13 protein-coding genes are annotated in these 15,347 nt (G+C 37.2%); 7 read left to right on the top strand and 6 right to left on the bottom strand.

Features of this window, described 5'->3' with window-relative positions:
• Positions 1-93: 93 nt before the first annotated feature.
• From AC1M9P_RS13445 to AC1M9P_RS13425, 5 genes are all read left to right on the top strand, one after another.
• Complete coding sequence (locus AC1M9P_RS13445; protein ID WP_092768402.1) at positions 94-720, top strand: TetR/AcrR family transcriptional regulator; 627 nt, start codon at positions 94-96, stop codon at positions 718-720.
• A gap of 102 nt (positions 721-822) precedes the next feature.
• On the top strand, positions 823-2,514 hold the full coding sequence (locus AC1M9P_RS13440; RefSeq protein WP_481587947.1) for an AMP-binding protein: 1,692 nt from the start codon (positions 823-825) through the stop codon (positions 2,512-2,514).
• Positions 2,515-2,616: 102 nt separating this feature from the next.
• On the top strand, positions 2,617-3,291 hold the full coding sequence (locus AC1M9P_RS13435) for a class I SAM-dependent methyltransferase (RefSeq protein WP_481587946.1): 675 nt from the start codon (positions 2,617-2,619) through the stop codon (positions 3,289-3,291).
• Positions 3,292-3,413: 122 nt separating this feature from the next.
• Positions 3,414-4,412, top strand: coding sequence for a cysteine synthase A (gene cysK, locus AC1M9P_RS13430; protein WP_481587945.1), 999 nt, complete (start codon positions 3,414-3,416; stop codon positions 4,410-4,412).
• A gap of 182 nt (positions 4,413-4,594) precedes the next feature.
• Positions 4,595-5,911, top strand: a complete 1,317-nt coding sequence (locus AC1M9P_RS13425) for a flavin monoamine oxidase family protein (protein ID WP_481587944.1) — start codon at positions 4,595-4,597, stop codon at positions 5,909-5,911.
• A gap of 60 nt (positions 5,912-5,971) precedes the next feature.
• On the opposite strand, the gene AC1M9P_RS13420 is transcribed toward AC1M9P_RS13425, so the two are convergent.
• Both AC1M9P_RS13420 and AC1M9P_RS13415 read right to left on the bottom strand, forming a co-directional pair.
• Positions 5,972-7,594, bottom strand: coding sequence for a long-chain-fatty-acid--CoA ligase (locus AC1M9P_RS13420; RefSeq protein WP_481587943.1), 1,623 nt, complete (start codon positions 7,592-7,594; stop codon positions 5,972-5,974).
• Between the two features lie 113 nt (positions 7,595-7,707).
• The gene (locus tag AC1M9P_RS13415) at positions 7,708-9,063 is read right to left on the bottom strand and encodes a flavin-containing monooxygenase (RefSeq protein ID WP_213032621.1); all 1,356 of its coding nucleotides are present in this window, start codon (positions 9,061-9,063) and stop codon (positions 7,708-7,710) included.
• Positions 9,064-9,167: 104 nt separating this feature from the next.
• On the opposite strand from AC1M9P_RS13415, the gene AC1M9P_RS13410 reads away from it, so the two are divergent.
• Entirely contained in the window at positions 9,168-9,785 is a 618-nt protein-coding gene (locus tag AC1M9P_RS13410) for a TetR/AcrR family transcriptional regulator (protein WP_035270045.1), read from the top strand.
• Positions 9,786-9,789: 4 nt separating this feature from the next.
• Here AC1M9P_RS13410 and AC1M9P_RS13405 read toward each other — a convergent pair whose 3' ends face one another.
• Positions 9,790-10,662, bottom strand: coding sequence for an alpha/beta hydrolase (locus tag AC1M9P_RS13405; RefSeq protein WP_481587942.1), 873 nt, complete (start codon positions 10,660-10,662; stop codon positions 9,790-9,792).
• A 152-nt stretch (positions 10,663-10,814) separates the two neighbouring features.
• Between AC1M9P_RS13405 and AC1M9P_RS13400 the strand changes: the two genes are divergently transcribed.
• Positions 10,815-11,483 (top strand): phosphatase PAP2 family protein, encoded by a 669-nt coding sequence (locus AC1M9P_RS13400; RefSeq protein WP_481587941.1) that lies wholly within the window; start codon positions 10,815-10,817, stop codon positions 11,481-11,483.
• Positions 11,484-11,487: 4 nt separating this feature from the next.
• On the opposite strand, the gene AC1M9P_RS13395 is transcribed toward AC1M9P_RS13400, so the two are convergent.
• From AC1M9P_RS13395 to AC1M9P_RS13385, 3 genes are read right to left on the bottom strand one after another with little or no spacing between them, the layout of a single operon-like run.
• The gene (locus tag AC1M9P_RS13395) at positions 11,488-12,801 is read right to left on the bottom strand and encodes an ATP-binding protein (RefSeq protein ID WP_481587940.1); all 1,314 of its coding nucleotides are present in this window, start codon (positions 12,799-12,801) and stop codon (positions 11,488-11,490) included.
• 15 nt (positions 12,802-12,816) lie between these two features.
• Positions 12,817-13,497, bottom strand: a complete 681-nt coding sequence (locus tag AC1M9P_RS13390) for a response regulator transcription factor (protein ID WP_179999736.1) — start codon at positions 13,495-13,497, stop codon at positions 12,817-12,819.
• 1 nt (position 13,498) lies between these two features.
• Positions 13,499-15,172, bottom strand: coding sequence for a phosphoethanolamine transferase (locus tag AC1M9P_RS13385; RefSeq protein ID WP_481587939.1), 1,674 nt, complete (start codon positions 15,170-15,172; stop codon positions 13,499-13,501).
• Between the last annotated feature and the right edge of the window lie 175 nt (positions 15,173-15,347).

The raw sequence follows: 15,347 nt of genomic DNA, 5'->3' as shown, positions 1-15,347 counted from the left end.
GCTTGAGAAATACAATACAGTTATTTTTTAAAAAAGTGAATATAGATTCAGAAAATGATTTATAATTCATTTTAGTTGATTGGGTGAACAATTATGAGTTATAAAAGATCCACTTTGATGCAAGAGCGTATGGAGCAAAATCGTCAATCGATATTGCAATCCGCGCGCGAACTTATTGCGGGTGGTGGTTTTAAAGATGCACAAGTGCAAGCGATTGCAGATAAATCTGGTGTCTCGAGTGGTTTGGTCTATCGCTATTTTGAGAACAAAAATCAGATTTTGATTGAAGTGCTTTCACAGGCCATCAAAGGTGAGGTCGATATTCTGAATCAGATTGCAAAAAATGATTGGACTTCGACTGAGAAGTTGACAAAGGCCGTCACTGCTTTCGTAAAACGTGCTCTGAATAGCCCTCAACTTGCATATTCACTCATGTTTGAGCCCGTAGACCCAACGATTGAGCATGAACGTTTTAGAAGTAAGCAACTGATAAAACAATCCATTAAGGAGATTCTTGCCGAAGGAAAGGTCAATGGTGAGTTCGAATTTGAAGATTTAAATACAGCTGCATTATGCGTGGTTGGTGCGATGACATTCGTTGTGATTGAACCTTTAAATCCATCGCGTAATGTGATGTTTGATGACGGTTATAAAGGTTATTTCGTTAAGCAAATTGCAGACTTTTGTGTCAATGCAGTTAAGGCAAAGGAGGAAAATTAATTTAATTCACACAAAAGGATGTCATGTTTAAACGAGTAATCGCGTAATTAATAACGAAATATTGGATTGATATAAGAAAATAGAATCAAGGAGTATGATTCAATGACGCAATTACGACTCAGTTATGCCTATGGCACCAGTGAGCAACCCTTATTGGGTATGACCATAGGCCATAAATTTGATCAAGCATGCCTACAATATGCCGATCAGGATGCTGTGGTCAGTGTGCATCAAAATGTACGTTTGACCTATCAGCAGTTACAAGAGAAAGTAAATGCTTTTGCATGTAGTTTATTAAAAATCGGTTTAGAAAAGGGAGATCGTCTAGCGATTTGGTCCCCTAATTGTGTGGAATGGACGATCGCACAATTTGCAGCCTTCAAGGCTGGAATTATTTTGGTCAACTTAAATCCTGCGTATAAAAGCTACGAGCTAGAATACGTACTCAATCGAGTATCTTGCAAAGGATTGATCATTGCATCGACCTTTAAGACGACCAATTATCAAGAAATTTTGACGCAAATTGCACCAGAAATTTTACATACGACCAATGGCGTTTTAAATGCTGAAAAATTGCCGCATTTAAAGTATTTGATCAAAATAGATGATCAACAACATACTGGGTTTTATCGCTTTAGTGATTTATTGGCTGAACCGACTTCAGAGCAGTTAGATCAACTTAATGAGATAGCATCTGGTCTTCAATTCGATGAAACCATCAATATCCAGTTTACCTCCGGAACGACAGGTAGCCCCAAAGGGACCATGCTGACACACAATAATATTCTGAATAACGGGTATTTTGTGGGAGAGGCAATCAAACTGACTTCTAAAGATCGAGTTTGTATTTCTGTACCGTTATTTCATTGCTTTGGTATGGTGATGGGTAATCTTGCCTGTATTACACATGGATCAACCATGATCTATCCATCAGCTGTATTTAATCCTCTTGATAGTCTTAAAGCGATTGAACAAGAGAAATGTACCGCAGCTTATGGTGTGCCTACCATGTTTATTGCCATGCTTGATCATGAGCAATTTGACGAATTTGATTTGACCACATTACGTACAGGCATCATGGCTGGCAGTCCATGTCCAAAAGAAATCATGAAGCGCGTCATTGAGCGTATGCATATGCGAGATATCACGATTTGTTATGGCATGACTGAAACAGCGCCAGTAAGCGCACAAAGTTCGATCACAGATTCGCTAGAACAACGAGTGAGCACTGTTGGTCGAGTTCATCCACATATCGAAATTAAAATAGTCGATGAACACGGTAAAGTAGTGCCTCGTGGCAAACTCGGAGAGTTGTGTGTACGAGGATACTCAGTCATGCTGGGCTATTGGGATGAAGAAGAAAAAACTCGAGAAGTCGTAGATGTCGCAAAATGGATGCATACCGGTGATATCGCTGAAATGGATGATGAAGGCTTTATCAAAATCAAAGGTCGCATTAAAGATGTTGTGATTCGGGGAGGTGAGAATTTATTCCCTAAAGAGATTGAAGACTTCTTATATAAACATCCTGCTGTTAGCGATGTCCAAGTGATTGGACTTCCTGACCCGAAATATGGCGAAGAGTTATGTGCTTGTATTATTTTGCATGAAGGACATGAATGTTCTGAACAAGTGATCAAAGATTACTGCAAAGCCAATATCTCACATAATAAAGTGCCACGATATGTACATTTTCTTAAAGAGTTCCCAATGACTGCTTCTGGTAAGGCTCAGAAGTTTAAACTCCAAGAATATATGCGTGAGCAATTCAATATTTTTGATGAGAGTGCTTAATCGTCATTGAGGGATATTTTTTAACTTCAAGCTAGAAAAACAACAAAGCCGAACTTAGTTCACTAAGTTCGGCTTAATTTTAAAAAATAGTAGAAGAGCGATATGGCAAAGAATTTTGATCACCCAAAAATCGTAGAAAACTATGATGAACATATCAGGCAGCTCATACCAGGATATGAACTCATGCATCTACATATACTGGCGCTACTTGAAACTCATCTCAAAGAAGAAGCTAAAATTGCCATTGTCGGGTGCGGAACTGGGTTTGAACTGAATTATTTATTAGATCATTTTCCAAAGGCGGAGTTTGTTGTGTTTGATCCATCGGCAGCGATGCTTGAAAAAACAAAACAGATCGTTCAGTTTAAGCAGCAAATGCACCGAGTCACAATTCTGCAAGGTGACACGACGGTGCTCCAGAAATATCCTGAAAATTTTGATGCAGTATTGAGTATTTTGGTTTTTCATTTTGTTTCACATGCATGCAAAAAGAGTTTTTTAGGTGATATTTACCATGCTTTGAAACACGATGGCATGGTTCTGAGTTTCGATCTGATGCAATTCGAAGAACCAAATGATCAGTTAGTATTAAAAAATTTGGTGACAAAAATAGGATTAAGTGAAAAACAAAGTCAGGTCATGTTGGAAAGAATACATGATGACTTTAATTTAATGACGGTGAAAGAGATGAAGAATCTATACCTTCAGACTGGTTATAAAAATTTAAGAACTTTTTGTCAAATGTCTAATTTTTATGGATTAAAAGCAGTAAAGTGATAATTTCATATTTAGAATAACCTATTCATTTTATCTTATATGAAAATCGTACAAATGGTTATATATCTAAAATGAAAAAGGATTATGATAAAAGTATTGTTTTATGAATATAAGGATTGTTCATGACCACAGAGACTCAATTTCCACAAACTTCTAATCGTGGAATCGCTGTATACAGTAATAACGCTGAAGCGATTGGTAATACACCGCTTATTCGCATTAATCGTGTGATACAGGGTGGGGCTACAGTTCTTGCTAAAGTGGAAGCACGTAACCCAGCATTTTCAGTAAAATGCCGTGTTGGTGCAGCTTTGATTGCAGATGCAGAACAACGTGGTGTGCTTAAAGCAGGCATGCATATTGTTGAACCGACGAGTGGTAATACCGGAATTGCGCTAGCTTTTGTTGCTGCTGCTAAAGGTTATGACATCACACTGACTATGCCTGCAAGTATGAGTATCGAGCGCCGTAAAGTACTCAAAGCATTAGGTGCTCATTTAGTATTAACCGATCCTGCTAAAGGGATGAATGGTGCTGTTCAAGAAGCTGAACATTTAGTTGCTGAGAATCCTGAGCTTTATTATTTACCTCAGCAATTTGAAAATCCAGCAAATCCTGCCATTCATGAAACTACAACTGGACCTGAAATTTTTGAAGCAACGGGTGGTAAGGTTGATATTTTAGTGGCTGGTGTAGGTACGGGAGGTACGATCTCTGGTATTTCGCGTTATTTTGAGAAAGTTAAAAATCAAGCCCTATACTCAGTTGCAGTTGAACCAGCAGACTCACCAATTATTGGACAAGCGAAGCGTGGCGAAACACTGACTCCGGGACCACATAAAATCCAAGGCATTGGTGCAAACTTTATTCCTAAGAACCTAGATTTAGATTTGGTGGATGAAGTTATCGCGATTGAAAATCAAACTGCAATTGATTTTGCGCGTCAATCTGCAATCAAAGAAGGGATTTTTGTGGGGATTTCAAGTGGTGCAGCATTAGCGGCCGCTCATGAACTTGCTCAACGTCCTGAAAATGCCGGTAAAACCATAGTGGTGATTTTACCTGATGCTGGAGAGCGCTATTTATCTTCAGTTTTATTTGAAGATATCTCAGCAGATTAACGAGAAAATCAAAGCATTCTAAAAAAACGGTCTTCATGGCCGTTTTTTTGTGATTTATTCGATTCAAACAATTTTAAACTCTTCTTAAGATTACCAATCTTTTTAAATTCATTACATCACACGACTATTTTAACAGTTTTGAAAGCGATATCTTTAAGCCAATTCCCTCAAATAAAAAACCAATGAACGACTTTAATCATCCTATTTATATTATCGGCGCTGGTGTTGCAGGATTAAGTTGTGCTCAGCATTTAAAATCAGCAGGATTTAATGTTGTTGTATTAGAAGCACGTGATCGTATAGGTGGGAGAATACATACACAAAACATTAATGGTCATTATTTTGACCTTGGTGCATCATGGATACATGGTATTGTTAATAATCCGATATGGAAAATTGCAGAGTCCAATCGGATAAGTACTCAAGTTTTTAATTATGATCAAGTGGATTATTTTCTTGCCAATGGTCAGCCATTTACCGAACAAGAGAGCTTAGAATTTGAAAAATGCCTTCGTGATGTTCAGAAGGTTTTTCAAAATACATCAATAGAGCAGGATATCTCAGCTTTTGAGCAACTTGAGAATGTTTTAGGAACGATACGTTTTCAACTTCATTATTTTGATCGAGACGTCATCACACACAAAATTAAGCAGTATTACTCAAGGCTTGCCAATGATCCTTTTGCAACTGATTTAGAGCAATTAGCCCATAATTTTATGGATTTTGAAGGCTACTTCTCAGGCGATGAAGTGATATTTCCAAAAGGTTATGAACAGATTGTTCAAGTTCTGGCTACTGATTTAGAGATTCATACGAATGCAGATATTGTTGAAATCGATCATGACTCTCATCAAGTGCAGATAAAAACAGTATGTGGACAGCTTTACGTAGGTTCTCAAGTTGTGGTGACAGTTCCACTCGGTATTTTAAAGCAAGATAAAATTAAGTTTGAGCCGCCTTTGCCTAGTGGATTAGTCCGATCTATTCAAAAGCTGGGTTTTGGATCTTTCAATAAAATATTTATACAATTTTCAAAAGCTCTAGAATTTAATGGGAATGCACTTAAACACAATACGGCATTTTTTTGGGATGAGCGTGAGCTGTATAGTATTTTAGATTTTAGTCATTTATATAATAAACCGACTTATCTCCTTCTCGTTGGAGGTACAAAGTCAGAATGGGTTGATCAAGCAACGGATCAACAGGTGCATGAATATATTAAGAAAATATTGAAGATTTGCATTCAATCCAATGACATTCAAAATATTATAATTACTCGCTGGGGGAGTGATCCGTTTAGTTTAGGTTCATTTAGTTTTCCAAAAGTTGATCATACTAAAGATGATGTAGAGATCTTCAAAAAAGAGCATCCAGCGCAAGTATATTTTGCAGGTGAACATTGTCATACCGATTATGCAGGTACTGTGCATGGTGCATATCTGTCAGGTCGTGACACTGCTAATTTAATTATTCGTAATGGCTCAAATATAAAGCTGTAACTGATGTACAGTTACAGCTTTATTTAGTTAGTATGAGTAAGTTGAGAAATTAACCTAAACTCACATTAATACATGTCCATATTCTTCGCGAAGTTTTCTTTTTAGCATTTTTCCAGTGCCGCTGAGCGGTATGGCATCGACAAAAATCACTTTATCTGGGGTTTGCCATTTAGCAATTTTATCAGCATAGTAATCAATGAGTTGTTGTTCAGTGATTTCGCTATCAGGATGTTTAACGGCGATTAAGACAGGTCTTTCATCCCATTTCGGATGTTGTGCTGCGATGACCGCAGCCATCGCAATTTCTGGGTGACCCATTGCGATATTTTCAAGCTCTACAGAAGAGATCCATTCTCCACCAGATTTAATCAAGTCTTTCGCACGATCACTAATATGCAGATAACCATCTGCATCTATGGATGCAATATCTCCAGTATCAAACCATCCATCACTGGTCAATGGTGAGTCGGACTGACCAAAGTATTTGTCAACAATCCAATGTCCTTTGATTTGTAAATTACCAATAGTCTCACCATCATGTGGAACAAGATCGGTTCCTTTTTCTTCAGACACTAAACGAATACTGACTCCAAATGGTGGGCGACCTTGGGAAAGACGTAGTTTTGCTTGTTGATGCTGAGAAAGTTGTTTATGTTTGGCTTTGAATTGATTGGCAGTGCCAAGTGGACTAGCTTCAGTCATCCCCCAAGCATGTATGGTTTCACAATCATATACATCACGGAATGTCGCTAACATGCTTGGTGGGCAAGCCGAGCCACCAATGACATTACGTTTTAAAGAGGTCAGTGAACTGTTCATTGCTTTTGCAGCGACTAATAAGCTTTGCCAAATGGTAGGAACACCAAGTGCAACAGTCACTTCATATTGATCAATGAGTTTAACTAGACTCTCACCATCAAGACCCGGCCCTGGTAATATAATTGAAGCACCTACCATCGCTGCGGCATAAGGTGTTCCCCATGCATGAACGTGAAACATCGGAACTACAGGTAAAATAATATCTTTGGCTGATAGATTGAGTGAGTCAGGTAAGCTGGCCGCTAAACTGTGAAGAACAGTTGAGCGATGAGAATAGAGAGCACCTTTAGGATTGCCTGTTGTTCCAGAGGTATAACATAGTGAACTAGCAGTGGTTTCATCAAATTCAGGCCATGTGTATTCTGCAGTTTGACCCGCAATTAAGTCATCGTAGAACAAGACTTCGAGTAAGGCTTGATGAATCTTTTCATCAGGTGCATCTAAGCAAATGAAATGTTGCACCAGTGGAATATGTGCTTTTATTCCTGTAATCAAAGGTAGGAATGTTTTATCAAAAATAATCGCTTTATCTTGTGCATCATTAATAATGAAAATCAGTTGTTCTGGAAATAATCTTGGGTTAATGGTGTGACAGATTAAACCACTCCCAGAAATAGCATACCAAGACTCTAAATGACGATGATTGTTCCAAGCTAATGTTGCAATACAATCGCCGTGAATGAGTTTAAGTTCATTTAATGCCTTTGCACCACGTTTAGCATTATCCGATACATCGCCCCAATTGGTTTCGTAAAGTGTGCCATCGGTGTTTTTTGAAACGATCAGGGTGTCTTTATGAAATTCAGCAGCATGTTCTAGTAAACTGCTGATTAATAAAGGTTGAAACATCATACGTCCGTGCATGCAAAGCTCCTGCTATTGATCATTTAAGTTGTTATTTTGAGTTGATTATACTTATGTAAGGTGAGTGCTCACGATTAACGTAACACTCACTGATGATCTAGAAATACACTAAATTATGCAGTCAGTAAAGAACCAACTAATTTACGGATTGAAACCAAAGGTTTACGCTCTGGAATGATGACACCAGCAGTTTTAAGGTCAGATACAAGTTCTGCACGGAAGTCATTATAGTCAACTTCTGCTGCATGTCGTTGACCGCCTTCAAAGTTGTAATGTGGATGATCTAACTCATGCTGAATCGCTTTTTTCATATCAGCTGGACGTTTATATTTTCCTAAGATTTCCTGACATGCCAAATTGGCTTGGTGATCTGAAATTGGCCAAATACAACCTAGTGGCTGGAATAAACCAATGAAATAAAGATTGTCATGTTCTGCATGCATCATTTTACGGTAAAGCGGTAATTTTTCAGCATGTTGGAAATCTATAAAATCTTTATCGAAGAAAGGGAAGACGGTCCAGAAACCAGTACAACAACAAATAATATCAAACTCTTGTTGAGTACCATCGACGAATTCTACAATTTTACCATTGAGACGCTTGATCGCTGGTTTTGGTTTGATTTTACCGTGACGCACATAGTCAATGAAGTCAGAGTTCGCCGTTGGATGTTGTGTCAGCATCGGTTTGTCATTTACAGGCAAGCCAAAATCTGCGTAATTTCCACTGAATGCTTTTACCAATTTGGTCAGAATTTTTTGGCGCATTTTGGGCGGAAGTTTTTCCATTGACTTGACGAGTATGTCTGCGGGATGTCCAAACATAAATTTTGGAACAAACCATTGTGGGCTGCGCATCGATATATACACATCTTTTGAGACACGTGCTGATTCTACGGCAACATCACAGCCTGAATTACCTGCACCAATGACTAAAATTTTCTTTCCACGCCAGTCGTCATTTACACCTTTAAAATCATGTGAATGCATCCACTTGCCAGTAAATTCACCTTCATACTCAGGGTATTTCGGTTTCCAGTGATGACCATTTGCAACCATTAAATAGTCATATATTTTCTGTTGTTCTTTACCTTGATCATCGGTGTAATCCACCACCCATTTTTTATTTTCATTTTTATGAATATGGTGAATAGTGTGATGAAATTTAATTTTGTCATATACACCAAAATGTTTGGCATAATTTTCAAAATACTGCTGTAGATGATCATGTCGTGGATAGTCAGGATAACTGTCTGGCATTGGATAATCTTCATATTCAGACATTGTACGCGAGCTAATAATGTGTGTATTCTCATAGACTGAAGAATGACCAGTTTTAGAATTAAACACCCAATTCCCACCGACTTTGTCATTTTTCTCGAAGATATCGTATGCAATACCATTTTGTTGACAATTTTTAGCAGCCGTAATTCCTGACGGACCTGCACCAATGATACAGACTGTGTTCATATTCATATCCTTGAATGATGTTCTTTTTATTCATAACCAACTATAGTTGGTTTTATGACTATAATCGATTTATTTTTAAACAGCAAGACAGGGGATTTGTTTAAATGCTTTTTGATGAAATTAAGCTTCCTGTACAAAAAAGAAGTAAAGCAAGGTTAGAACTTGTATTAGAAACAACGAAGAAAATATTAGAAGAACAAGGCATCAATCACTGTACTATTCCCGAAATTGCAGCACAGTCCGATCTTCCTAAGATTACGATTTATCAATACTTTCCAACAGTTAATCATTTGTTCAGCATATTGGTGAAACGTTATTTAGATGAACTGCAGGCCTATGTTTTGTTTAAAAATGAGTGCTATCAAACTTGGTCAACACGTGATATTTGTTTTGATCTAATTTCTAAGGTGGCAGAGTTTTACAATTCAAATCCTGCTGCAAGTATTTTGATTTTGGGTGGGCCAGTACATGTTGATGGTTTTAATTTACAGGAAATCGTCATTGAGAAGATTGCTCATGATTTACAAGCGGTATTTGAGCAGAAAGTACATCCGCTGAAATTGAATAGAAAAGAGGAAGCGGTGTATCTGGTTGAAATGGTTTTTGCATTAATGAAACACAGCTACTATCAGCATCAACAAGTCACTGATGACATTCTAAAAGAATGCCATTTCATCAGTGAATTTTACTTAAGCAGTAAGGGATATAACTACCAACTTTAAAAGTTTATTTTAGTTTTTCCAAAAAACGTTGATGCGCTGCGATGAGTTGATCAAAAACTGGCGAATGGAATAGATCGAAGTGACCGCAGACGAACTCACGATATTCACCTTGTTTTAGTTTTTGTGCGAGTTTACGTGTTGCTTTGACAGGAATAAGTGAATCTAGTTCCGCACCTGACACAAAAACAGGGCATTGAATTTTATGAACGATCATTGTTGGTCGATATAAACCAATGGTTGCAACGATTCGAGCTGGAACAGCATTTTTCCAATTCATTCCGTCTGGGATCAGTCGATAATATGCATCATAGCAATCTTCACCCGCCAAAATGGCAAACCGATCTTTTGCAACTACAGGCATGGTTTTGACTCTACCTATTTTTGCTAGGGCTAAATCTTGTAATGCAATCATGGTTGCAGGCAATAAATATTTTTTCGGATACAGTGTCAAGCTCGCTAAACCATCAACGTGTGGAAAATTAGAGATCACTGCTTTAAAGGTGTGTTCACTTGCTAATGTTAGAACATGCGCACCACTGAACGAATACCCCCATAAAATGATATTTTTTTTCGGGATGTAGAATCGGGTTTGAATATAGTCGATAACGACGTTCCAATCCTGAAGTTGACTATTTTTATCAACAAGATGCTGAACAGGACCACTGCTTAATCCAAAACCAGAATGATCAAATACGCATACGTTATATCCCAATTCTGCATAAGCTTCAGCGAAAGAGTTTAAGCCACAGCTTTTTTCTCCACCTAAGCCATGAGCCATAATGATGATACTAGAATCTTTTGTGATCGGCTCTGGCATATAAAAATCCGCTTGGATTTGATAGTTGCCATTCGGAATGAGTAATTCTTGAGTTTGCATCGTGGTTATCCTTAACACTTTTTTATTTTTAAAACCCAACTCAGGTTGGTTTAAGCATATCGTTATGCAGTATAAAAGTCTATTTGATGTCAAATCGTTCAGAAAATTTTAAGCCTGATTGATTTAAATACATTTTTATTCGATGAATTAGTATGAGTTTTTTCTATCGCAAGCAATGTATCGCCTTAATCTTGAGCTATTTAATTTTGGTCAATCTATTTCCAGTACATGGTGCAGCCGACATGAAATTGATTCAATTAGGCTTAAATTCAAAAGGAGTATTCTATTTAAAGGATGCATTTTGGCCAAGTGTAGTCGGGCATGAATGGGTTAAATATGTGCTAATCGCGATGTACTGCAGTATGCTGATATATGCATTAATCGTTGCTCATCCCAAATCGAGAAATCATAGTTTGGAAACCTCTAAAAATTACATCACAATTTTTGCAGTTGCTTTAATTTCAATTATTTTAATAGCATTGTTCAAATCACAGTCGAACTTGATGTGTCCATGGGATGCAGCTCAACCTCAGGGAATGACAATTGTCTGGAGTCTCAGTAGTAAAGTTGGGCATTGTTTTCCTGGAGGTCATGCTTCTGCAGGTTTTGCATTATTGAGTGGGTATTTTGTGTTCAGGAACAAAAAAACAAAATTAGCTCAATTTTACTTATTGAGTGCAATTCTCTTGGGAATGCTTATGGGATGGACGCAAATGCTTAGAGGTGCACATTTTTTTAGTCATAATCTTTGGACAGGTTGGTTGATTTGGATGTTCAATGTCGTAATATTTAGTCTAAAAGATAAGGTTAAATTAGCCTAAGCAATTAATGTAGTTTAATTTCTACTCTCACCAATAAACCACCTAATTGAGGGCTGCGATCAAAGATAAGATTACCCCCCATACGTTCTACAGCTTTTTCAACAATTGATAAACCTAAGCCACTACCAATTTCTTGGTGTTGCTCGACTCGATAAAATCTTTTTTTAATACGTTCATAGAGATCTGCTGAAATTCCTGGACCACTATCTTCGACTTGAATGATAGCTATATCATTCTCTTGAAATGTCGAAACATTAATGATGCCATTGGGAGGCGTGTATTTAATCGCATTCTCTATTAAGTTGGTTAATATTGAATCTATAGCAGATGAATAATTTATAATTTGAACGTGTTCATAACGTTCCATACCTAAATCGATTTCTTTGGCTAAGGCTAAATGAATCAATTGTTCAATAGATTGATAAGCACGTTCATCTAACCGAATACTCATTTTTTTCTCGTTACTGGCATTCAATGAATCTTGTTGAGCGAGATTTAAAAGCTGTCCGACCAAATGCTGAGTTCGGTGTAAACCATTATTCATTTTGATTAACGATTCGTGATGGGGGAGCTCTTTGAGTAAAATTTTAGTTTGAAGATTTAATGCTGTAATTGGTGTTCTTAATTCGTGAGCGGCGTCTGCAATAAATTGTTTTTGTTCTTGTTGGGCATCAGAGATCCTTTGAAATAATTGATTGATCGCTTGAATGCTGGGTACTAGCTCAATAGGGTACTGTTGAGGGTCGATTACGGTCAGCTCATTTGGTTTACGTGTACTTAATTCGGATTTAAATTGCTCAAATGGAGCAAAATTTCTTCTAATTATAAAACCTAAGCCATAAATCGCGAAGGGCATAATAATTAAATAAGGTAAAAACATATTGATTGCGAGCTCTATGGCTAAAGCTTGTCGAACAGAGTCTTGTTGGCTCACTTGGACTTGAACAGTTTTCAATGGAATCACATAGGTATGCCATTTACCATAATGATTAGTGTGATGATAAAAACCTGAGTTAGCGACGGGCTCAACCAACTGTTTAAACTTTTCGTGTAAATGTGATTGTTGGTCATAGGCCCAAACATCTACAAATAAATCTTCTTCATGGTACTGTTTTAAATGTGAAAATTTACTCTTTACAGGATCTGGATTAAATTTTGCAACACGCTCTGCCAGATTTTTCAGCTGAGCATCAAGTATTTCATTTGTTTCTTCTAAAGCTGTTCTATAGGCTGAAAAAACCAATATGCATCCCATCACCACACTAAAAATTGAGGTAAATACAACAAGTTGCTTTTGTAAAGAGTAGGGTTGCGTCATGTATCAATTCTTGATTTATGGTGTAGGCTGACCTAGCCGATAACCTAATCCTCGCACATTACGAATAAAATTTTTACCTAATTTTGAGCGTATGCGATGAATATAGACTTCAATGGTATTACTGCTGATTTCATTTTCAATATCATACAGTTTTTCTTCAAGATTAGACTTAGAAAAAATCTTATTTGGATAAGTTAAGAGTGGAATTAATAAAGCCCACTCACGGTTTGAAAATTCAACCGTCTGATTTTCAAAACTCGCGATATGTTGTTCAAGATCTAACCTGAGTCCGCCAAATTCTAAAATTTGTTTTATCTGAGATGTATTTTGTTGAGATGCACGTCTGAGTATGGCGTGAATACGCGCTAATAACTCCTCAAACTCGTATGGTTTTACTAGATAATCATCAGCACCTTGATTTAATCCATCGATACGGTGCTGAAGTTGATCTCTTGCTGAAATAATGAGTACAGGAATTGAAGGAAATAGTGAGCGAAGATGTTTGAGTACTTGCATGCCATCCATCATAGGTAATCCAAGATCGAGCAGCACTAAATCAAATGCTTGTTGATTTAATTGTTTTAAGCCATCGATGCCATTATTGACCCAGACTACTTCAAATGATTGATATTGGAGCAACTTTTGAGATGACTCTGCAATCATAAAGTCATCTTCAATCATCAGGATTTTATTCATATTAGGCTCTGTTCTGTAATTGAGGTTTGCATTGTTGGCTGAGGTCTAATGCGGGTTGTAATGTTGTAGTATGAATATTCAATAAACTTAGCATGGTGTGAAAGACATTGTCTTGGCTAAGTACATCATTTTTCTGAGATTCAATGCATCGTACAGTTGACGCTTGATGTTTTCGCCATGCTGTTGAAAACCACATGATCATCGGCACATGAGTTTGTTGTGATGGTGCAATTTGATAAGGCGCGCCGTGTAAATACATTCCATGTTCACCCGTGGATTCACCATGATCTGATAAATACCATAAAGCGGATTGAAATTGAGTTTGTTTGTTTAATAAATTGATTGTCCAAGCGAGAATATGGTCTGTATATACAATTGAATTATCATACGTATTGATCAGAGCTTGTTGACTACATCCCTGAATTGCGCTCGTGTTACAGGTCGGCTGAAAGGGTGTGTATTGATGAGTGGACCGTTTATAGTAAGCTGGGCCGTGACTTCCCATTTGATGGAGTACGATAAGTCTTGGCGTTTTATCATTTTTGGGAATGGCTTGAATATAGGCATTAAGGCTATCAATCAATATTTCATCTTTACATTCACCCTTAGAATCGCACCATTGCTTACGAATAGATTCGGGAATTTCATAACGCTCAACCCGATTACAAACCTCTTTGCATCCTGAATTGTTATTGATCCACGTGACTTTGTAGCCCGCACGTTGAATAATATCGAGTAAGTTCTCCCGTTGTCTTGCGACTTTTTCTGTATATGCTTGTCGAGTCATACCAGAAAATAAACAAGGTACGGATACCGCCGTTGCAGTACCACAGGAACTGACGTTACGAAAATTGATTATATTTAATTTGCTTAATTCTGGATTTGTAGCTCGATCATATCCATTCAACTGAAAACTTTCTGCACGTGCTGTTTCTCCTATCACTAAAACCATCAGTTTTGGAGTTTGATGGGTCGCCGTTTGAATAAATTGGTGTGCATCACGTCCGTAGGGTTGAATTATAGTATTTTTGGGAGGTTGAAGATGTTTATAATAACTGAAGGACGCTGCAACGACATTTTGAGGGCTGATCATTCCTTTCAACTCTCTGTTTTCTCTAAAAATAGCTGCATAGTCAACATAATATAAATAAGCGCAACCTAACACTAAAATTAAACTGATTGCACTGTGTAACATTTTCCTGCAAAGGGTATGAGAAAACGTTGATTTTTTGATATTCACCCAATAAATAAAAAAAAGAGGCGCTAAAATAAAAAATACAACCCAAATAAATAATCTTATATTTATCAGATCAAATGCTTCCATCGTATTGGTTTGCATCATATTTTGAATCTGATCAGCATTAATAATAATGCCTAAACTACTTACAAAATATGCAGACATACCGCCTAATACAATCCAGATACTTGCAAATATCTTTACGTTCAATCTCCAATGAATAAGGTTGAAAATAAAAAAATAAGCAGCTGTGATTAAGACAGATGAACCTATTAAAAAAAGAATTGCTGGGTAACCTTGATAAGGTGTGAGTGAAGTAAGTTGTTTGTAGAACGCAATATTTAAACCAATGCCAACCCATACTGAGAGTACTAAATTGAATAGTGCTAGGCTTATCGTTGGTTTTTTCCATTGCTGAATGATAGATGTGTAGCGCATACGATGAGTTCTAATATTTAACTACGCTGAGATTAGGTTTTATTTCTTAAAATTTACTGAATAAATGATTGAAGTCTAGGACATAAAAAAAGCCAGACTGGTGGAGCAATCTGGCAAAGCGTCAAGATGAGTCACCCGTGACAAGTGATGTTTCCTGAGTTCAGGTTTGAGTTGT

This window comes from Acinetobacter sp. 25-47-122, assembly GCF_056779695.1.
This window is presented reverse-complemented; position numbering and strand designations above follow the sequence as displayed.

Coding starts and splice junctions, on each gene's coding strand:
- AC1M9P_RS13385 (WP_481587939.1), bottom strand. CDS start 15,172: ATGCGCTACACATCTATCATTCAGCAATGGAAAAAACCAACGATAAGC.
- cysK (WP_481587945.1), top strand. CDS start 3,414: ATGACCACAGAGACTCAATTTCCACAAACTTCTAATCGTGGAATCGCT.
- AC1M9P_RS13405 (WP_481587942.1), bottom strand. CDS start 10,662: ATGCAAACTCAAGAATTACTCATTCCGAATGGCAACTATCAAATCCAA.
- AC1M9P_RS13390 (WP_179999736.1), bottom strand. CDS start 13,497: ATGAATAAAATCCTGATGATTGAAGATGACTTTATGATTGCAGAGTCA.
- AC1M9P_RS13400 (WP_481587941.1), top strand. CDS start 10,815: ATGAGTTTTTTCTATCGCAAGCAATGTATCGCCTTAATCTTGAGCTAT.
- AC1M9P_RS13395 (WP_481587940.1), bottom strand. CDS start 12,801: ATGACGCAACCCTACTCTTTACAAAAGCAACTTGTTGTATTTACCTCA.
- AC1M9P_RS13425 (WP_481587944.1), top strand. CDS start 4,595: ATGAACGACTTTAATCATCCTATTTATATTATCGGCGCTGGTGTTGCA.
- AC1M9P_RS13420 (WP_481587943.1), bottom strand. CDS start 7,594: ATGCACGGACGTATGATGTTTCAACCTTTATTAATCAGCAGTTTACTA.
- AC1M9P_RS13435 (WP_481587946.1), top strand. CDS start 2,617: ATGGCAAAGAATTTTGATCACCCAAAAATCGTAGAAAACTATGATGAA.
- AC1M9P_RS13440 (WP_481587947.1), top strand. CDS start 823: ATGACGCAATTACGACTCAGTTATGCCTATGGCACCAGTGAGCAACCC.
- AC1M9P_RS13445 (WP_092768402.1), top strand. CDS start 94: ATGAGTTATAAAAGATCCACTTTGATGCAAGAGCGTATGGAGCAAAAT.
- AC1M9P_RS13415 (WP_213032621.1), bottom strand. CDS start 9,063: ATGAACACAGTCTGTATCATTGGTGCAGGTCCGTCAGGAATTACGGCT.
- AC1M9P_RS13410 (WP_035270045.1), top strand. CDS start 9,168: ATGCTTTTTGATGAAATTAAGCTTCCTGTACAAAAAAGAAGTAAAGCA.